The following is a 17830-nucleotide window of genomic DNA, read 5'->3' on the forward strand; positions in this document are numbered from 1 at the left end:
CGCGTCCGGATTCACGAACCGAAACGCCTCCGCCCGCTGGCGCAGGAAGCGGTTGATGAAGGTGGTCTTGCCGGCGCCGTTCGGCCCGGCGAGGAGAACGAGCGTGGGCATGGTCACAGGCTAATATGAAATGAGCCTTCCGGCACCCCGCTGTCGCTCCCTCTAGGCACCCAGATGTCGGGCAGTTATAGGCTGGGACTCTAGTCAAGGTTGAGCTCGCTAATGTCCTCGTCCACCCTCACCATTGAATCTCTGACAGAAGAAGTTGTCGAATTTTACTGGAGTTCGGCTGATTTCAACGGGCTTCCTGTCTATCGGATCGAGGCTGAATCTAGCGATCTAGTCCCCATAGTCATTGCCGCAGTGCGCGCCCGCCACATTGATGTGGTGAGGGGCGACAGACATCCAAATCCTCACATCAAGGCCTTGCCGGTTGATCCCATCGAAGATCAAATTGCGAAGATTGAGCAGCACGGATTGGGTCACTCTTGCCTTTATCCGACAAAAGAAGCGCTGCAAATTCGGTCGGTGCCGGATAAATACAACGGAAAGCCTTTCGACGTCGATCTTGCTCAGGGCGAAGAGCAGCTAACATTCCGCCACTTCAGCCTAACTACTCTTGAATGGTATCGAAATGACCCTCGATTTTACTACAACATGGATGGTGTTAGGGGGCAAATTTATGTGAAGGATGATAGTTGGGACTCAAATTCTGAAGGAATCGATAGTTTATCGTTGCCTCGGTTCGGAGTTTCTTTCGACGATGAACTACATCCGGCTGTGGCGGTTAGTAACTGGGATTTGCACAAGCTTTCGGCGCAGCAACAGGTGTGGTGGAAGCAGCACGAGCTTCCCGGAAAATTTTATCTTCATCCTGATTTCGCCGCTAACGTAGCCGGTCACTGGTCCGAGGGCCTGTCTTTATATGACGCCGTTCTGCAAGAGAGGCGAATGATAAACGAGCTATCAGTCATTCTGGGGCGGCCGCCTTTCTTCCGAACTGATTACACGGACAGTAACCGACCTCGAGAGTTGTCGTTTCTTATACGGCCAACCAGACGAGAGTTTGACGGCTTTGTGCACATGGTCGACAAACTTCTGTCAGACGACATTAATGTAAAATTTTTTCGTGATGAAGTGACTATTGCAGAAAGAGCAACCAAGGATGACGGCACAGTCGTTAAAATACCAAGAGGGACCTTGGCGATTTTCAGTGATTGGATAGAGAGAAACTTCTCTCCGTCGCCGAAGACCAAGGAGGAAGTCGATCAAGCGCTGAAAGTTTTAAAAGACGTCCGCAAATTAAGGCAAAGGCCCGCTCACTCAGTCAGCGTAGACGAATTTGACTTGGATTACATCAAAGAGCAGCGCGAGCTAATGAAGCGAATTTTCCAAGCTGTCAGAATTATCCGGCTGATGTTGTCTAGCATGCCTGGCGCGGCCTCTTTCGAGGAGCCGGACTGGTACCAAAACGCAAAGATTTGGACGCTGTAATCGGCTGGCATGATTGGGGCGCGTACTACACCTTCACCTCCACCACCCCGCCCCCGGCGCGGAACTTCGCGCTCATCTCCGCCATCCCGGCCTCCGCCTCCGCCAGCGAGGCCCCCGCATCATTCTGCGCCATCGCATCGCGGCGGATGTCCTGGCTGATCTTCATGCTGCAGAATTTCGGGCCGCACATGGAGCAGAAGTGGGCGGTCTTGTGGGCCTCCTTGGGCAGGGTGGCGTCGTGGTATTTGCGGGCGGTTTCGGGGTCCAGACCCAGGTTGAACTGGTCCTCCCAGCGGAACTCGAACCGGGCGCGTGACAGGGCGTCGTCATGCAGGCGGGCGGCGGGGTGGCCCTTGGCCAGGTCGGCGGCGTGGGCGGCGATCTTATAGGTGATGACGCCGTCCTTGACGTCCTGACGATCCGGCAGGCCCAGATGCTCCTTGGGCGTGACGTAGCAGAGCATGGCCGTGCCGAACCAGCCGATCATGGCCGCCCCGATCGCGCTGGTGATGTGGTCATAGCCCGGCGCGATGTCGGTGGTCAGCGGCCCCAGCGTATAGAAGGGCGCCTCGTGGCAGTGCTTCAGCTGCTCGTCCATATTCTGTTTGATCTTGTGCATCGGCACATGGCCGGGGCCTTCGATCATGACCTGGCAGCCCTTGGACCAGGCGATCTTGGTCAGTTCGCCCAGCGTCCGCAGCTCGGCGAACTGGGCCTCGTCATTGGCGTCGGCGATCGAGCCGGGGCGCAGGCCGTCGCCCAGGCTGAACGACACGTCATAGGCCCGCATGATGTCGCAGATGTCTTCGAAATGCTCATACAGGAAGCTCTCCCTGTGATGGGCCAGGCACCATTTGGCCATGATGGAGCCGCCCCGGCTGACGATGCCGGTGACGCGTTTCGCCGTCATCGGCACGAAGGGCAGGCGCACTCCGGCGTGGATGGTGAAATAGTCGACGCCCTGTTCCGCCTGTTCGATCAAGGTGTCGCGGAACACCTCCCAGGTCAGATCCTCGGCTATGCCGCCCACCTTCTCCAGCGCCTGATAGATGGGGACGGTGCCGATCGGGACGGACGAGTTCCTGATGATCCAGTCGCGGATGTTGTGGATGTTCCTGCCCGTCGACAGGTCCATGACGTTGTCGGCGCCCCAGCGGGTGGCCCAGACCAGCTTGTCGACCTCGTCGTCCACGCTGGACAGGACCGCGCTGTTGCCGATGTTAGCATTGATCTTCACCAGGAAGTTCCGGCCGATGATCATCGGCTCGACCTCCGGGTGGTTGATGTTGTGCGGGATGATGGCCCGGCCGCGGGCGATCTCGGAGCGCACGAACTCGGGCGTCACGAAGTCGGGGATCGAGGCGCCGAAGGATTCGCCGTCGCGCTCCAGTGGCGAGTGGCGAGTGGCGAGTGGCGAGGAGGAAGAGGGGACAGGGACCGTCGTGCCGTCGGCTAGGGTGATGGTGGAGGCGACGTCACTCGCCACTCGCCACTCGCCACTCGCCACTGCCTCCCGCCGCAGATTCTCCCGGATCGCCACATATTCCATCTCGGGCGTGATGATCCCGGCCTTGGCGTATTCGTACTGCGTCACCGGGCGGCCCTCCACGCCCTTGAAGACGCGGTGGTTGGAGGTGTCGAAGCGGGGGGCCAGGTGGCGGCCCGAGGCATGGCCGTTGTCCTCGGGCTTGACCTCGCGCGGGTTCAGGACGGGGGCGATGTCGCCGCGGTCCAGCTGCCAGCTGGTCTTCACATGCGGCAGGCCCTTCTTGATGTCGATCGTGACGTTCGGGTCGGTATAGGGGCCCGAGGAGTCATAGACCGTCACCGGCGGCTCGTTCGCCGACGGATGCAGGGCGATCTCGCGGAAGGGGACGCGGATGTCGGGATAGAGGACGCCCTGGACATAGACCTTGCGGCTGCCGGCCCGTTCGCCGGTCGGGATACGGCCGGTCTCAGCCTCGACCGCCTTGCGCGCCTCGGCCAGGGCCAGATCCACATTGGGCTCTTCGGGCAGGACGGGCGGGGTGACTTGGATGTTCATGGCGGCCTCAAACGGTTTGAGGTCCGCCGACGTCGGGCGCGAGGGTCCTGTGGCGCGGACCGTTCCCGCCTTCGCGGGAATGACGACTCTCATCCCTTCGCCGGCATGACCCGGATCAGGTTCGACGGGTCAGAGGAGGAACCTCTATCTCAGCCGCTCGATTGCGACCCCCCGGAGAACGAGGCTCAGGGTGACGCCGGGGGAGGCGGACGTCAAGCCGGGCGGGCGGGGCCGGAAAAAGGCGCCCCTTCCCACAGGCTTAGCCATGAAACGGACTTGCCCCCCGGCGTCGGGACGGCCAAACCACGGGGGTGACTGTCCAATCCCTGATCATCGACTGCGACCCCGGCGTGGATGACGCCGCAGCGCTCTTCCTGGCCTTCGCCGCCCCCGAGCTGGAGCTGCTGGCCGTCACCACCGTCGGCGGCAACGTCCCCGGCGCCCTGACCCAGCGCAATGCGCGGATGATCCGCCAGATCGCCGGCCGCGAGGACGTGCCCGTCTTCGGCGGGGCCGAACGGCCGCTGAAACGCCCGCCCGCCGGCGCCGGCGAGTTCCACGGGGCGGAGGGGCTGGGCGACCTGGAGCCGTTCGAGCCTCACGGCATCATCGGCGACGGCCCGGCGGCCAACGCCATCGTCGACCTGGTGATGAAGCGCCCGGCCGGATCGGTGGCGATCGCCGTCCTGGGGCCGATGACCAATCTGGCCCTGGCGATGAAGCGCGAACGGCGGCTGGCCGAACACCTGGGCCCGGTCGTGGTCATGGGCGGGGCGCGGTCGGAGGGCGGCAACATCACGGCTTCCGCCGAGTTCAACATTTGGGCCGACCCGGATGCGGCGGCCGTGGTCTTCGGCTCGGGCTGTCAGGTGATCGCCTTCGGCCTGGACGCGACGCATCAGGTGCGGGCCACCGAGGCCCGCATCCGCGCCATAGAGACGATCCGCACCGAACCGGCCCGCACCATGGCCGCCCTGCTGCGCTTTTCCCAGAGGACTGAACGGACCCTGGTCGGCTGGCCCAGCCCGGACTGGGGCGCCCCCCTGCACGACCCCTGTCCGATCGCCTGGCTGATGAAGCCCGACCTGTTCAGCCTGAAGCCCTGCCGGATCGAGGTCGAGACGGGATCGGACCTGACCCGCGGCCATACGGCGGTGGAGTTCCGGGTCGATCCGGAGACGGCCCGCCATCGCTGGGCGGTCGCGGCGGACGCTCAAGGGGTGTTCGACCTGATCGCCGAAACCCTGAAGGGCGCTGAAAGGGCGCGCGGGGGATGAGGATCACCGTCGTCGGCTCGATCAATCTGGACCTGGTGGCGACGGCGCCCCGGCTGCCGGCGCCGGGCGAGACGGTGACGGGGGCGGCGCTCGCCCGCTATCCCGGCGGCAAGGGCGCCAACCAGGCCTATGCGGCCGAGAAACTGGGCGCCGAGGTCAGCCTGATCGGCCGGGTCGGAAACGACGCCATGGCGGGCGAGGCCTTGGCCCTGATGTCCGAGCTTGGCGTCGATCTGGCGGGGGTGGAGGTCGATGTGGCGGCGCCCACGGGCGTCGCCCTGATCGCCGTCGATCCGACCGGCGAGAACCAGATCGTGGTGGCGGCCGGGGCCAATCATCTGGTCACGCCCGAACAGCTGCCCCAGCGGATTGAGGGCGCCCTGATCGTGCAGCTGGAGCTGCCGATCGAGACGGTGGAGGCGGCGGTCGGTCGGGCCACGGGCTTCGTCTGCGCCAATCTGGCGCCGGCCGCCCCGGTGTCGGAGGCCCTGCTGCGTCGCGCCGACCTGATCGTGGTCAATGAGACCGAGGCCGCCTTCTATGGCGAGGCCCTGCATCGGGGCGGCGGCCGGGTGGTGGTGACCCAGGGCGCTCGCGGGGCGGTGATGTATCAGCGCGGGGTGGAGACGGCATCGGCCAGGCCGCCCGCCGTCGAGGCTGTGGATGCGACCGGCGCCGGCGACGCCTTCGTGGCGGCGATCACCGTGGCCCTGCTGGAGGGGATGGAGCCCGCGCAGGCGCTGCGCTTCGCCTGCGCGGCCGGGGCCTTTGCGGCGACGCGGCCGGGGGCCCAGCCGTCGGCGCCGGAACGGGATCAGGTCGAGGCGCTGCTGGGAGGGTGAGGGGGGCGGGCCCCCTCCGTCTCTTCGCTGCGCTCAGAGCCACCTCCCCCAAGGGGGGAGGATTGGGGTTGCCGCCGTGTTGCGGCTGTCGTTAGTCTGACACTTAAATCAGTGGGGACTTCAGACGATGATGATGCGTGTTCGCGGTTCCGGCCTTGCGCTGGCGGCGGTGTTGCTGGCCACGACGGCGAGCGGGGCCCTGGCCCAGTCCGCGGCGCCCGGTCAGACGACCTATCAGCAACCGCCCCAGCCGATCGCGGACATTCTGGACGCCAAGCCTACGCCGTCGTCGATGCTGAGCCCGGACCGCAAGACCCTGGTCCTGATGGACCGGTCGAACCTGCCCAGCATCCAGGCCCTGGCCGAGCCGATGCTGCGGCTGGCGGGGTCGCGGATCAATCCGCGCAACAACGGGCCGGCCGAGAGCCGGGTCTCGTGGCTGACGGGGCTGACGCTTCAGGCCGTGGATGGAGGATCGCCCCGGGTCGTGGCCCTGCCGGCCGGGGCGCGGTTCACGGGGGCCCGCTTCTCGCCCGATGCGAAACACCTGGCCTTCGTCATGGACCGGCCGACGGGGCTGGAGCTGTGGGTCGTGGACGTGGCGAGCGCGCAGGCGCGCAAGCTGACCGAGCCGGTGGTCAATATGACGGGCGGGGCCGGCTATGACTGGCTGCCGGACAGTTCGGGCCTGCTGGTCGAGGCGGTTCCGGCCGGGCGGGGGGCTGCGCCGGACGTGACGGCGGCGCCGACCGGGCCGAACATCGAGGAGACGGCCGGGCGCGCCGCGCCGGTCCGGACCTATCAGGACCTCTTGTCCAATCCGGGCGACGAGGCCCTGTTCGACCACTATTTCACCAGCCAGCTGACCCTGGTTCCGCTGAACGGCCGTGCACGGACGATCCGCGCCCCGGCCGTCTATCTGGACGCCTCGCTGTCGCCCGACGGGAAATACATTCTGCACGAGATCGCCAAACGGCCCTATTCCTACGCCGTGCCGGCGGGCCTGTTCCCGACCGAGATCGTGGTGACGGACATGGCCGGGCGGGTGGTGCGGACCGTCGCCGACCTGCCGCTGAGGGACGATGTGCCGACCGCCTTCGACGCCGTGGCGCCGGGGCCGCGGTCCGTGGGCTGGCGGGCCGATGCGCCGGCGACCCTGACCTGGGTCGAGGCCCTGGACGGCGGGGACATCCGCAATCAGGCCGAGTTCCGCGACCGGGTCTTCATGCAGGCCGCCCCCTTCACGGCCGAGCCGGTCAAGCTGATCGACCTGAAGGAGCGGTACGCCGGCATCGTCTGGGGCAAGGATGACCTGGCCGTCGTCAACAGCCGCTGGTTCAACACCCGGCATGAGAGCCGCTTCGTGGTCGATCCGTCCAAGCCCGGCGAGGGCCGGCTGCTGCTGGAGCGGAACTATCAGGCCCGCTACGACAATCCGGGCCAGCCGGTGACCCAGCCCAATGCGGCGGGACGTCCGGTGATCCGCTTCACCCCCGACGGCAAGATCCTGATGCAGGGGGCCGGCGCCACGCCCCAGGGCGAATTCCCCTTCCTGGCCGCCCTGGACCCCGCGACGGGACAGAGCCAGCGCCTGTGGACCTCGGCCCAGGGCGATTACGAATTTGTGGTCGGCTTCCTGGACGCGGACGGCAAGCGGGTGGTGACCCAGCGCGAGACGCGGCTGGACCCGCCGAACCTGCAGATCCGCGACCTGACGACGGGCCAGACCACGGCCCTGACCAACTTCCCCGATCCGGCGCCGCAGCTGGCCGGGGCGACGCGCCAGCTGGTGACCTATGAGCGGGCCGACGGGGTCAAGCTGTCGGGAACCCTGTATCTGCCGGCCGGCTATGACAAGGACCGCGACGGGCCCTTGCCCATGCTGATGTGGGCCTATCCGGCCGAGTTCACCGATGCGGCGGTGGCGGGCCAGACGGTGGATGTGCAGAACCGGTTCGTGCGGCCGGGCGGGTCCAGCCATCTGTTCCTGCTGACGCAAGGCTATGCCATCTTCGACAATCCCTCCATGCCCATCATCGGCAAGGACGGGGCCGAGCCGAACGACACCTATGTCGAACAACTGGTCGCCGACGCGAAGGCTGCGGTCGATGCGGTGGTCGGCATGGGGGTGGCGGATCGCGACCGGATCGCCGTCGGCGGCCACAGTTACGGCGCCTTCATGACGGCGAACCTCTTGGTCCATTCGGACCTGTTCCGGACCGGGATCGCGCGGTCGGGCGCCTATAACCGCACCCTGACCCCGTTCGGCTTCCAGTCGGAACAGCGCAACTATTGGGAGGCGACCGAGGTCTATACGGAGATGTCGCCCTTCACCTACGCCGACCGGATGACTGAGCCGATCCTGCTGATCCACGGCGAGGCGGACGACAACTCCGGCACCTTCCCGGTCCAGTCCGAGCGTTTCTATGCGGCGCTGAAGGGGCTGGGGGCGACGGCGCGTTACGTCACCCTGCCGCTGGAGGCGCACGGATACCGGGCGCGGGAATCGGTGGGCCATACGCTGTGGGAGATGACCCGCTGGCTGGACCAGTATGTGAAGAACGCGCCGCCGAAACCGGCGGCGAACTGAGCGATCAGGGCTTTGGCGTCGCGGCTTCGGTCGCGGCGTTGACGGCGGCGAGCCGGGCGTCCTGTTCCGCCTGGGGCGGGACGCCGAAGACCGCGCGTAGGCTGTCGGGGACAAGGGCGCGGTCGTAGGGTTCGAGGGTCGCCGGGGCGTCGCGGGTCTTGCGGGTCTGGGTGCCGTAGATCTGGGGCTTGTCCGTCATCTGCAGATAGCGGTCCAGGGTGGCGGCGGCGATCCAGGCGGCGTCCGCATCGCCCTTGGCCACCGCTGCGACGGCCAGGCTGTGGGCCAGCAGATAGTCCTCGGGCGTCGAGCCGTGCTGGAAGACGAAGGCGGCGGCGCGATAGTCGGCGCCGGTCTTCAGCGCCCCGGCGTCCAGCAGGGCGCGGGTCTGAACGCGCCGGGCGGCGTCGGCGGCGTGCATCTGCTCGACGAAGGCGCGGTCGCGAAACTTCTGGGGGTCGATGTTCTGGCGGACGGCCTGGTCGGCGGCGAAGATGGCCGCCATTTCGGCATTGTCCTGCCCCCGGGCGTTGTCGGATGGGGCGTCCTGGGCGAAGGCCGGGGCGGCGAAGGCGAGGACGACGGCCGACATGGCGGCGGCCAAGGACGGGCGGGACAGGCGCATGGTAATCTCCGCTGAAGCTTGGGCCGGGATTGGCGCTCGGCTTTGCGGCGGAAAACGGGCGCCGGAATTACCGTCTCTTCACGGGCGAACGATCAGCCGCACCACCTCCCCGGCGTGAAGCCGGTCGAAGCCGGCGTTGATCTCGTCCAGGGGGATGACGCCGCTCATCAGACGGTCCACCGGCAGGCGGCCCTGGCGGTACAGGGCGACGTAGCGGGGGATGTCGCGGCTGGGGACGCAGGTTCCGATGTAGGAGCCCTTCAGGGTGCGTTCCTCCCCGACCAGGGAGACGATGTTGACGGCGAGCGCCGCCTCGGGCGGGGGCAGGCCGGCGGTGACGGTGGTTCCGCCGCGCCGGGTCATCTTCCAGGCGTTCTCCAGGGCGCGGGCCGAGCCGGCCATTTCGAAGGCGAAGTCGGCGCCGCCGTGGGTCAGGGCGCGGACCTGGTCGACGGCGCCGGGATCGGCGGCTTGGACGGTGTGGACGGGCCCCAGGGTGCGGGCCAGGGCCAGTTTCTCTTCCGACAGATCCACGGCGACGACGGGCGAGGCGCCGCAGGCCAGGGCGCCCAGGACGCTGGCCAGGCCCACGCCGCCCAGGCCGATGACCACGACGCTCTGGCCCGCCTTGACCCCGGCGGTGTTCACCACGGCCCCGACGCCGGTCAGGACGGCGCAGCCGAACAGGGCCGCCTCTTCGAACGACAGCTCCGGGTCGATCTTGACCAGGGACCGGCGCGAGACCACGGCCCGCTCGGCGAAGGCGGAACAGCCCAGGTGGTGGTTGACCGGCTCGCCCTCGCGAAAGAGGCGCCGGGCGCCGGACAGAAGCTCGCCCCGGCCGTTGGCGGCGGCGCCCGGCTCGCACAGGGCGGGACGGCCGCCGGCGCACGGGTCGCAATGGCCGCAGGACGGCATGAAGACCATGACGACATGATCGCCGACGGCGAGATCCGTCACCCCTTCGCCCAGGGCCTCGACCACGCCTGCGGCCTCATGCCCCAGGGCCATGGGCAGGGGGCGGGGACGCTCGCCGTTGATGACGCTGAGGTCCGAGTGGCACAGGCCGGCGGCCTTGACGGCGACCCGCACCTCGCCGGGGCCGGGCGGGTCGAGCGTCACCGTCTCGAGCGACAGGGGTCGGCTGTCGGCGTAGGGAAGGGCGGCGCCGCTCCTCGACAAAACGGCCGCGCGGGTCGTGATGCTCATAGTAAGCTTCTCCTTGCGCTATCGCCGAGGACGCGGTCGTCAGCCGCTTGAGCGCTTGTGATCGTCCGCCTACCGATAGGCGCTTGACGCCACGTCGTCCAAGCCCGAGCGTCACCTGGACGGCGACACGGACGATCGCCGGGGAGGATGACGACGATGCCGAAACAGGACCTGGGCCCCCTGGCCGAACGCGCGACCTATCGCGCCTTTCACATGGTCTCGACCCGCTGGGCCGACAACGACCAGTACGGCCATATCAACAACGCCAAATTCTACGAGTTCGTGGACTCGGCGGTGAACGCCCATCTGCTGATCGCCGACGCCCTGAACGAGTCCATCGGCCTGGTGGTGGACAGCGGCTGCCGATACACCTCGGCCCTGAAGTTCCCCGATGTGATCGAGGTCGGGATCAAGGTCGACCGGATCGGCACCTCCAGCGTCACCTACGGCTTTGCGGTGTTCAAGCGCAGCGTCGACATCCCCGCCGCCGTCGGCCATTTCGTCCACGTCTATGTCGACGCCGAAACCCGCCGGCCGAAGCCCCTGCCCGCCAAGCTGAGGGCGGTGGTGGAGAATCTGAAGGCGGGGTGAGGGGCGGCGGCTGAGGGCCTTTCCCGGGGGATTGGGTCGGTTCAGCCGAATCTCTTCGAGCCGGCGACGCAAAGCACGACGATGAGCGCGGCTGCAATCATGGTCCAGCGGATCGGTTCGTGCAGCAGGGCGCCGGCCAGCAACAGGCCGAAAAAGGGCTGGAGCAGCTGCAACTGTCCGACCTTGGCGATGCCGCCGAGGGCGAGGCCGCGATACCAGAAGACGAACCCCACCAACATGCTGAAGATGGAGACATAGGCCAGGCCGATCCAGGCCGAGAGGTGGATGTGGCTCCAGACGGACGGGCGGGTGAAGACCGCCAGGACCGTCATCGGCGCAAGCGACAGCACCAGCGCCCAGGATATGACCTGCCAGCCGCCCAGCTGACGCGACAGGGTCGCCCCTTCGGCATAGCCCATGCCGCAGACGGCGACGGCGGCGACCATCAGAAGATCGCCCGCCAGGGATCCGGCCTCGCTCTGAAACAGGGCGAAGGCGGCGACGGTCGCGGCGCCCAGGACGGCGAACAGCCAGAAGACCACCTTCGGGCGTTCGCCCCCACGCAAGACGCCGAACAGGGCGGTTGCGAGCGGCAGCAGTCCGATGAAGACAATCGAACGCGCCGCCGTCATATGTTGCAGCGCCAGGGCGGTCAGAAGCGGAAAACCGACGACCACGCCCAGGGCGACGGCGCCGAGGCGAGGCATGTCGGAAAGGCCCGGGCGTCTCTGGCGCCAGCCGGCCAGAAGGGCCAGGGCGAGCAGCGCAGCCAGGACGGCGCGGGCCGAGGTCAGAAAGAGAGGGGAAAAGTCCGCGACGGCCACGCGCGTGGCCGGCAGGGAGCCGCTGAAGATGATCACCCCCAAGAGGCCGGAGCCCCAGCCCGCTGATTTCTGTTCCATGACGTTCCGCCTCCGTATCGCCTCCTGACTAGGGCGGCGCGGCGGTCGCGCCCATATACAGCCCAGTACAATTCGACCAAACTGTATGGGGCTGTGTGGCCAGACAGTTTCGGGGTGCAAAGCAATGACACGCACGGAGGCGGTGATGGGGGCGATCCGCGCCAAGATCGCCAGCGGGGCTTTAGGGGTCGGGGACAGGGCGCCTTCGATCCGAGGCTGCGCGCGGTCCCTGGGCGTGTCCCCCTCCACCGTGGTCGAAGCCTATGACCGGCTGGAGGCCGAGGGCGTCATCCAGGGGCGCCGGGGGTCCGGCTTCTATGTCGCGCGAGCGGACGCCCAGCCCCTGGTCATCGCGCCCATAGAGGAGACGCGCGAGCGCGACCTCGATCCGTTCTGGATTTCGAAACAGTCGCTCGACGCCGATCCGTCGCTCGCTGCGCCGGGTTGCGGATGGCTTCCGTCCGACTGGATGCCGCATCTGGCGCTGAGGCGGGGGTTGAGGGGACTGAGCCGCGCTCCTGAACGGGTCCTGACCCAGTATGGGTCCACGCGCGGGGCCGTGGCCTTGCGGCGGCTGCTGCAGGCCCGGCTGGCCGACGAGGGGGTGGCCGCCGGCCTTGACCAGTTTCTGCTCACCGGTTCGGGCACCCAGGCCATCGACATGATCTGTCGCCTGCTGGTGCGGCCCGGCGCGGTCGTCCTGGTCGACGACCCCTGCTACTTCAACTTTCGCGCGCTTCTGCAGGCTCACGACGTTCAGGTCGTCGGCGTTCCCTATACGGCCGCAGGCCCCGACGTCGCCGTGTTCGAGCAGAGGATGGTCGAGCACAGGCCCCAGCTCTACATCACCAATTCCGCCCTGCATAATCCGACGGGGGCCAGCCTGTCCCCCCAGGTCGCGCATCAGGTGCTGCGCGCCGCCGCAGCCCACGGGCTGACAATCGTCGAGGACGACATCTTCGCCGATTTCGAGCCCACGCCGTCGCCGCGCCTGGCCGTTCTGGACGGGCTGGACCGCGTGATCAGGATCGGCAGCTTCTCCAAGACATTGTCGGCCTCGGTGCGCTGCGGCTATGTGGCCGCCAGGCCGGATTTGATCGAGCGACTTGTCGATCTGCAGATCGCGACGAATTTCGGCGGTCCGAGCCCGCTCGCTGCGGAACTGGTCGCGGCCGTCCTGGGCGGCGGCGGTTATCGCAAACATATGGACGAGGTGCGCCGCCGTCTGGTTCGCGCCCGGACAGAGGCGATCGCGCGACTGGTGCCGCTGGGCCTTCAGCCCTGGGTCAGGCCGCGGGGCGGCTTTTACCTATGGTGCCGCCTGCCCGAGGGGCAGGATTCGGGCCTCATAGCGCGCCGGTGCCTGGCCGAAGGCGTCATGCTGGCGCCGGGCGACACCTTCAGCGTGTCCCAGTCGGCGGCCGGCTTCCTCCGCTTCAATGTGGCGCATATGGGCGACGCGCGGATCTTCGACACGCTTCGTCGCGCCATGGCCGGGTGAGGGGCCGAGCCTGTCGACCAGACCTCCGTGCGGCGCGCTCAAGGAGAAGGGGGCGGGCTGTCGCCGGGATGAGCGGAGGAGGACTTCAGTCGTCCAGCTGTCCCGTCAGGAACAGCACGCCCACCGCCGTCAGGGCGCCCAGGGTGAAGGCGGCGATGATGGAGCCGGCGGCGACGGCGGCGGGGACGGTGACGGGGCGGGCCTCGTACCATTCGACGATGTCGGCCTCGTGCAGGTCGTCGTCGGCGCGGCCCTCGGCTTCATAGATGTCGGTCGCGTTCATCGGGGGCTCCTTATCGGCTTCAGGGATCAATACCCCCAAATGGTTGAGGTTCCACTGCGCTTCGACGCCGTCGCGGCGGCGTGACAGCCTGCCGCGCATCGGCTAGGGAGCGCGGCTCAGGTTTCAGACTGTCGAAGACGATCCCCATGGCCGGCCACTCGAAATTCAAGAACATCATGCACCGCAAGGGGCGCGCGGACGCGCAGCGCTCCAAACTGTTCTCCAAATTGTCGCGCGACATCACCGTGGCGGCCAAGTCGGGCCTGCCGGACCCGGCCGCCAATCCGCGCCTGCGCCTGGCCATCAACAACGCCAAGGCCGAAAGCCTGCCCAAGGACGTGATCCAGCGGGCGATCAACAAGGCCTCGGGCGGCGACGTGGATACGATGGAAGAGGTCCGCTACGAGGGCCGGGGCCCCGGCGGCGTCGGCATCATCGTCGAGGCCCTGACCGACAACCGCAACCGCGCGGCCTCCAACATCGGCACGGCCTTCAAGAAGAACGGCGGCGCCCTGGGCGAGATGAACTCGGTCGCCTTCATGTGGGACAAGGTGGGCAAGATCGTCTATCCGGCCGAGGCCGGCACAGAGGACGCCGTGATGGAGGCCGCCATCGAGGCGGGCGCCCAGGACGTCGAGAGCGATCTGGTCAAGCCGGACATCTATGAGGACGCGCCGGGCCACACCATCTGGACCGCCTATGAGGACCTGAACGAGGTGGCCGAGGCCATGTCCAAGGTGCTGGGCGACCCCAAGTCCACCGCCATCGTCTGGAAGCCCCAGTCGGAAGTGACGGTGACGGGCGAGGCGGTCGGAACCCTGTTCAAACTGCTGGACGCCCTGGACGCCGAGGACGACGTGTCCGCCGTCTATTCCAATGAGGATATTTCCGACGAGGATGCGGCGAAATACGCCGGCTGATCGGCGAACGCGGGTCTCGACTTGGACGGCTCCCTCGGATTAACCTTTCGTCAACGTTTGGGGAGCGGCTGATTCGACCTGAGGTCGCGTCGCCGCTCTGGGGCGAGGACGAGGGGCGCGATCATGAAGCTGACCAGAATAGACCGGGTTCTGTCCCGCAGCGGCAAGGCCCAGGGCAATGAGGCCCCGGCCGCCGCCCCCGCTTCGCGGGCGGAGGAGCAGGACGTCGCCGGCCTGATCGGCGAACGGTTCGAAACCATCCAGGACAGTCTGGATCAGCTGGCCGAAATGGCCCAGCGGTTCGGGACCTTCGAGACCCTGCTGGGCCAGCTGCGCGATCCGCTGGAGGCCGAGTTCCGGTCGCGACGCGACAACCACGTCGAACTGGTCAATCTGCGCAACGCCCATGACGAGGCGGCCCGGCAGCTGGGTCTGGCCAACGCCGAGGTGCGCCGCCTGTCCGAGGCCCTGGCGGAGGCCGAGGCCAAGGTGGACGATCTGGAGGCGCGCGGCGCCGAGAGCGCGGCCAATCTGCAGGAGGCCCGGGTCGAGATCGGCCGGCTGCGCGCCGACCTGGCCCAGTCTGCCACCCGGATCGAAGGGTTCGAGGCGGTCGATCGCGCCGCCGTCCAGCGCATCCGCGAACTGGAGCAGGACCAGGAGTCGCTGCGCATACAGCTGACCCAGGCCGAGACGGCGCGGTCCGAGCTGGAGGCCGCCCGCGCCCAGATCCAGCGCGACCACGCCCTGGTGCTGGAAGAGAACACCGTGCTGCGCCGCCGCGTGGACGAGGTGGGGACCGAGGTAGCCGCCCTGGCGCGGGCCGCAGCGACCGGCGAGGGCCAGCTGGCGACCGAACGCGCCCGCGCCGCCTCCGAACAGGCCGAGGCCGCCCGCGCCATCCGCACTCTGGAAAGCCAGGTCGAGGCCGCCCGCGCCGAGGCCGCCTCCCTGACCGCGCGCCTGGACACGGCCACGGCCCGGGCCAACGGCCTGGAGGTGCTGAACAGCGAACTGACCTCGCGGCTGGGCGAACTTCAGACCGGGGGCCATGCGGCCGAGCGCCGGGCGGACACGCTGCAGATCAATCTGGACCGCGCCGTGGAGCGGGTGCGCGCCCTGGAGAGCGAGATCGAGGAGGCGCGTCAGCGTCAGGCCGCCATGGAGGTCGCCCGCGTGGCGGCCGTGGACCGCGCCGACGCCCTGGCCAAGGCGGCCGCCGGCCACGACAAGGCCATCGCCCGGGCCGAGGACCGGATGGTCAAGCTGCAGGCCAAGCTGAGCGCGGCCCAGGACGAGCATGAGAAGCGCGTCCAGACCCTGAACCAGCAGATCAGCGCCCTGCGCGAAGATCTGGAAAGCGTGCGGGCCGAGGCCGCCATGTCGGCCGCCGCCCTGGACGCCGCCCGTCGGGGCCGGGGCGGCCGTCCCAGCATCGCCGACGCCGCCGCCCAGCTTCAGGCCATCGTCGGCTGATCGTCCGAAATAGGACGCGCCCGGAACGTTCGGGCGCTCCCGTCGCTTGATCGGCATGATGAGCGACCTGTTGAACGGCGCGCTCTGGCCGATCCTCGGGGCGGTCGTTGCCGGCGGGACGATCGGGCTGGAGCGCGAATGGCGCGGCCGCGCGGCCGGGTTCAGAACCCACATCCTGGTCAGTCTGGCCTCGGCCCTTCTGATGCTGGCGGCCATGCGCCAGGCCGACTGGGCGTTCCGCGCCCTGCCGGATGAGAACATCGTCACCGATCCGACGCGGATGGCCCATGGGGTGCTGACCGGCATCGGCTTTCTGTGCGCCGGGGTGATCTTCCGCACCGGATTTTCAGTGCACGGCCTGACCACGGCCGCCTCCCTGTGGATCACCTCGGCCATAGGGCTGCTGTTCGGGGCGGGGCTTTACGGCCTGGGCGCCCTGGGGACCGGGGTGACGGCCCTGATCCTGGGCGGGCTGCGGCTGATCGACCTGCGCCTGCCCGACCGCAAGGTGGTGGATGTGGTCGTGGCCTGGGACCGGGCGGCGCCGTCGCCGGAGGATCAGGTCCAGGCCGCCATTCGCGCCATCGACCCCCAGGCCCATTCCGGGCGGCTGGAGCTGATCCATGACGGGCGCCGAATCCGGCGATCCTGGCGGCTGAAGGCGGCGACGGACGATGAGCTGGAGCGGCTGGCCGCCCTGTTGTGCGCCGCGCCGGGCGTCGCCGCCTATCGGTTGAATCCGCGCGACGGCTGAGCGGGGCGGGAACCGTCGCGGGCCGCGCGGATTAGCGGGTGGACCGTCAGACCCGCCACGCCCGGCGCCGGTCCGGTCGAAGGATGCAGACCCCGATGGACATCACCCAGCTGATCCTGGACGACCACGCCGAACAGCGCCGCCTGTTCTCGATCATCGAACAGATCGACCCGACCGACGTGGACGCCCTGAGCGCGGTCTGGCTGAGGCTGTCGGCCTTTCTGGACGTCCATGCCGAGGCCGAGGAGCGGTTCTTCTATCCCGACCTGATCAAGCTGGGCGAAGGGGCCAATGACGCCGACGACGGCACGGCAGAGGGCGAGACCGAAGACGCCATCGAAGACCACAACAAGCTGCGCGATGCGGTCAAGGCGGTGGAACAGCATCCGGTCGGCAGCCCGGCCTGGTTCGACGCGGTGGGCCGGGCCAATGTGGTCAACTCCAAACATATGGGCGAGGAGGAGCGGCAGGGGCTGACCGACTTCCGCCTGAACGCCGACCTTGACCTCCGCCACGACCTGGCGGTCAGGTTCGCCGCCTTTGAGGCCGAACACATCACCGGGGTGAAGCCGGTCAACAAGGACCCGGAAACCTATGTGGAGGCCCACGGCTGAGGTCGATGGGGCCGGGTTTCTGACCCGCAGATCAAGCTGTTCATTGCCCGCTAACCCTCTTTGCGGCATGAGGGGAACGGATGGCGAACGAAACAGTCAGAATCATCGGCCTGGACCCCGGTCTGCGACGCACCGGCTGGGGCGTGATCACAGCCGACGGCGCGCGCCTGCGCTGGGTGGCGCACGGGGTGGTGGCCCCGCCCGAGGCCGCGCCCTTTTCCGAACGTCTGCTGTTCCTGTTCGAAGCGCTGGGGACCATCTTGGCCGACCACGGCTGCGAGGAGGCGGCGGTGGAAGAGGTGTTCGTCAACGTCAACCCGTCCTCGACCCTGAAGCTGGGCCATGCCCGGGCGGCGGTCATGCTGGCGCCGGCCCAAAGGGGCTTAAGGGTCGCTGAATATTCGCCGAACCTGATCAAGAAGGCCGTGGTGGGCGCCGGCCACGCCGACAAGGGCCAGATCGGCTTCATGGTCAAACGACTGCTGCCGACAGCCGGGGATGTGAAGGCGGACGCCGCCGACGCCCTGGCCGTGGCGATCACCCATGCGCAACTGAGGAAACGGTCCTTGCTGGAAGCCATGCACCGGGGGGCGGCGTGAGGCGCGACATTGAAATCCTCCCCCCTTGGGGGAGGGGGACCGCGAAGCGGTGGAGGGGGCTTGCCCCAGACACCCTGTTCGCGGCAGGCCCCCTCCACCACCCTTCGGG

Annotated in this window: 16 protein-coding genes and 1 riboswitch; of the genes, 11 read left to right on the forward strand and 5 right to left on the reverse strand. The window is 67.8% G+C overall.

Going from position 1 to position 17830, the window contains the following annotated elements; all coding sequences use genetic code 11:
• Positions 1–222 precede the first annotated feature (222 nt).
• Positions 223–1494 carry a hypothetical protein gene (locus AC1RKE_RS12555; protein WP_395942297.1) on the forward strand — a complete coding sequence of 424 codons (1272 nt, stop codon included), beginning with the start codon at positions 223–225 and terminating at the stop codon, positions 1492–1494.
• 25 nt (positions 1495–1519) lie between these two features.
• Here AC1RKE_RS12555 and thiC read toward each other — a convergent pair whose 3' ends face one another.
• Positions 1520–3538 (reverse strand): phosphomethylpyrimidine synthase ThiC, encoded by a 2019-nt coding sequence (gene thiC, locus AC1RKE_RS12560; RefSeq protein ID WP_492897178.1) that lies wholly within the window; start codon positions 3536–3538, stop codon positions 1520–1522.
• Positions 3539–3612: 74 nt separating this feature from the next.
• A riboswitch (TPP riboswitch) is annotated at positions 3613–3722 on the reverse strand.
• A gap of 127 nt (positions 3723–3849) precedes the next feature.
• Between thiC and AC1RKE_RS12565 the strand changes: the two genes are divergently transcribed.
• From AC1RKE_RS12565 to AC1RKE_RS12575, 3 genes are all read left to right on the forward strand, one after another.
• Positions 3850–4815, forward strand: coding sequence for a nucleoside hydrolase (locus AC1RKE_RS12565; protein WP_348685262.1), 966 nt, complete (start codon positions 3850–3852; stop codon positions 4813–4815).
• On the forward strand, positions 4812–5657 hold the full coding sequence (locus tag AC1RKE_RS12570) for a ribokinase (protein ID WP_348685261.1): 846 nt from the start codon (positions 4812–4814) through the stop codon (positions 5655–5657). Before AC1RKE_RS12565 ends, AC1RKE_RS12570 begins: the two co-directional genes overlap by 4 nt.
• A gap of 127 nt (positions 5658–5784) precedes the next feature.
• Positions 5785–8247: a S9 family peptidase gene (locus AC1RKE_RS12575; protein ID WP_348683870.1), complete on the forward strand. Its 2463-nt coding sequence runs from the start codon at positions 5785–5787 to the stop codon at positions 8245–8247.
• A gap of 4 nt (positions 8248–8251) precedes the next feature.
• Here the strand turns inward: AC1RKE_RS12575 and AC1RKE_RS12580 are convergent, their stop codons facing one another.
• The gene (locus tag AC1RKE_RS12580; RefSeq protein WP_191558743.1) at positions 8252–8872 is read right to left on the reverse strand and encodes a hypothetical protein; all 621 of its coding nucleotides are present in this window, start codon (positions 8870–8872) and stop codon (positions 8252–8254) included.
• Between the two features lie 78 nt (positions 8873–8950).
• Positions 8951–10081: a zinc-dependent alcohol dehydrogenase family protein gene (locus AC1RKE_RS12585; RefSeq protein WP_348683868.1), complete on the reverse strand. Its 1131-nt coding sequence runs from the start codon at positions 10079–10081 to the stop codon at positions 8951–8953.
• Positions 10082–10237: 156 nt separating this feature from the next.
• On the opposite strand from AC1RKE_RS12585, the gene AC1RKE_RS12590 reads away from it, so the two are divergent.
• Positions 10238–10672: an acyl-CoA thioesterase gene (locus AC1RKE_RS12590; protein WP_348683866.1), complete on the forward strand. Its 435-nt coding sequence runs from the start codon at positions 10238–10240 to the stop codon at positions 10670–10672.
• Positions 10673–10713: 41 nt separating this feature from the next.
• Here AC1RKE_RS12590 and AC1RKE_RS12595 read toward each other — a convergent pair whose 3' ends face one another.
• The gene (locus tag AC1RKE_RS12595; RefSeq protein ID WP_348683864.1) at positions 10714–11574 is read right to left on the reverse strand and encodes a DMT family transporter; all 861 of its coding nucleotides are present in this window, start codon (positions 11572–11574) and stop codon (positions 10714–10716) included.
• 124 nt (positions 11575–11698) lie between these two features.
• On the opposite strand from AC1RKE_RS12595, the gene AC1RKE_RS12600 reads away from it, so the two are divergent.
• Positions 11699–13075 (forward strand): aminotransferase-like domain-containing protein, encoded by a 1377-nt coding sequence (locus tag AC1RKE_RS12600; RefSeq protein WP_348683862.1) that lies wholly within the window; start codon positions 11699–11701, stop codon positions 13073–13075.
• An 85-nt stretch (positions 13076–13160) separates the two neighbouring features.
• On the opposite strand, the gene AC1RKE_RS12605 is transcribed toward AC1RKE_RS12600, so the two are convergent.
• The gene (locus tag AC1RKE_RS12605) at positions 13161–13358 is read right to left on the reverse strand and encodes a hypothetical protein (protein WP_054764699.1); all 198 of its coding nucleotides are present in this window, start codon (positions 13356–13358) and stop codon (positions 13161–13163) included.
• Positions 13359–13504: 146 nt separating this feature from the next.
• On the opposite strand from AC1RKE_RS12605, the gene AC1RKE_RS12610 reads away from it, so the two are divergent.
• From AC1RKE_RS12610 to ruvC, 5 genes are all read left to right on the forward strand, one after another.
• A complete protein-coding gene (locus tag AC1RKE_RS12610; protein WP_182714877.1) occupies positions 13505–14278 on the forward strand; it encodes a YebC/PmpR family DNA-binding transcriptional regulator in 774 nt (257 codons plus the stop codon).
• Between the two features lie 123 nt (positions 14279–14401).
• Entirely contained in the window at positions 14402–15754 is a 1353-nt protein-coding gene (locus AC1RKE_RS12615) for a hypothetical protein (RefSeq protein WP_348683859.1), read from the forward strand.
• Between the two features lie 58 nt (positions 15755–15812).
• Positions 15813–16508: an MgtC/SapB family protein gene (locus AC1RKE_RS12620; RefSeq protein WP_054766826.1), complete on the forward strand. Its 696-nt coding sequence runs from the start codon at positions 15813–15815 to the stop codon at positions 16506–16508.
• Positions 16509–16546: 38 nt separating this feature from the next.
• The gene (locus AC1RKE_RS12625) at positions 16547–17122 is read left to right on the forward strand and encodes a hemerythrin domain-containing protein (protein WP_348683857.1); all 576 of its coding nucleotides are present in this window, start codon (positions 16547–16549) and stop codon (positions 17120–17122) included.
• An 80-nt stretch (positions 17123–17202) separates the two neighbouring features.
• Complete coding sequence (gene ruvC / locus AC1RKE_RS12630) at positions 17203–17721, forward strand: crossover junction endodeoxyribonuclease RuvC (RefSeq protein ID WP_191555016.1); 519 nt, start codon at positions 17203–17205, stop codon at positions 17719–17721.
• Positions 17722–17830 lie beyond the last annotated feature (109 nt).

It is taken from the genome of Brevundimonas sp. GW822-FHT03E11, assembly GCF_058801445.1.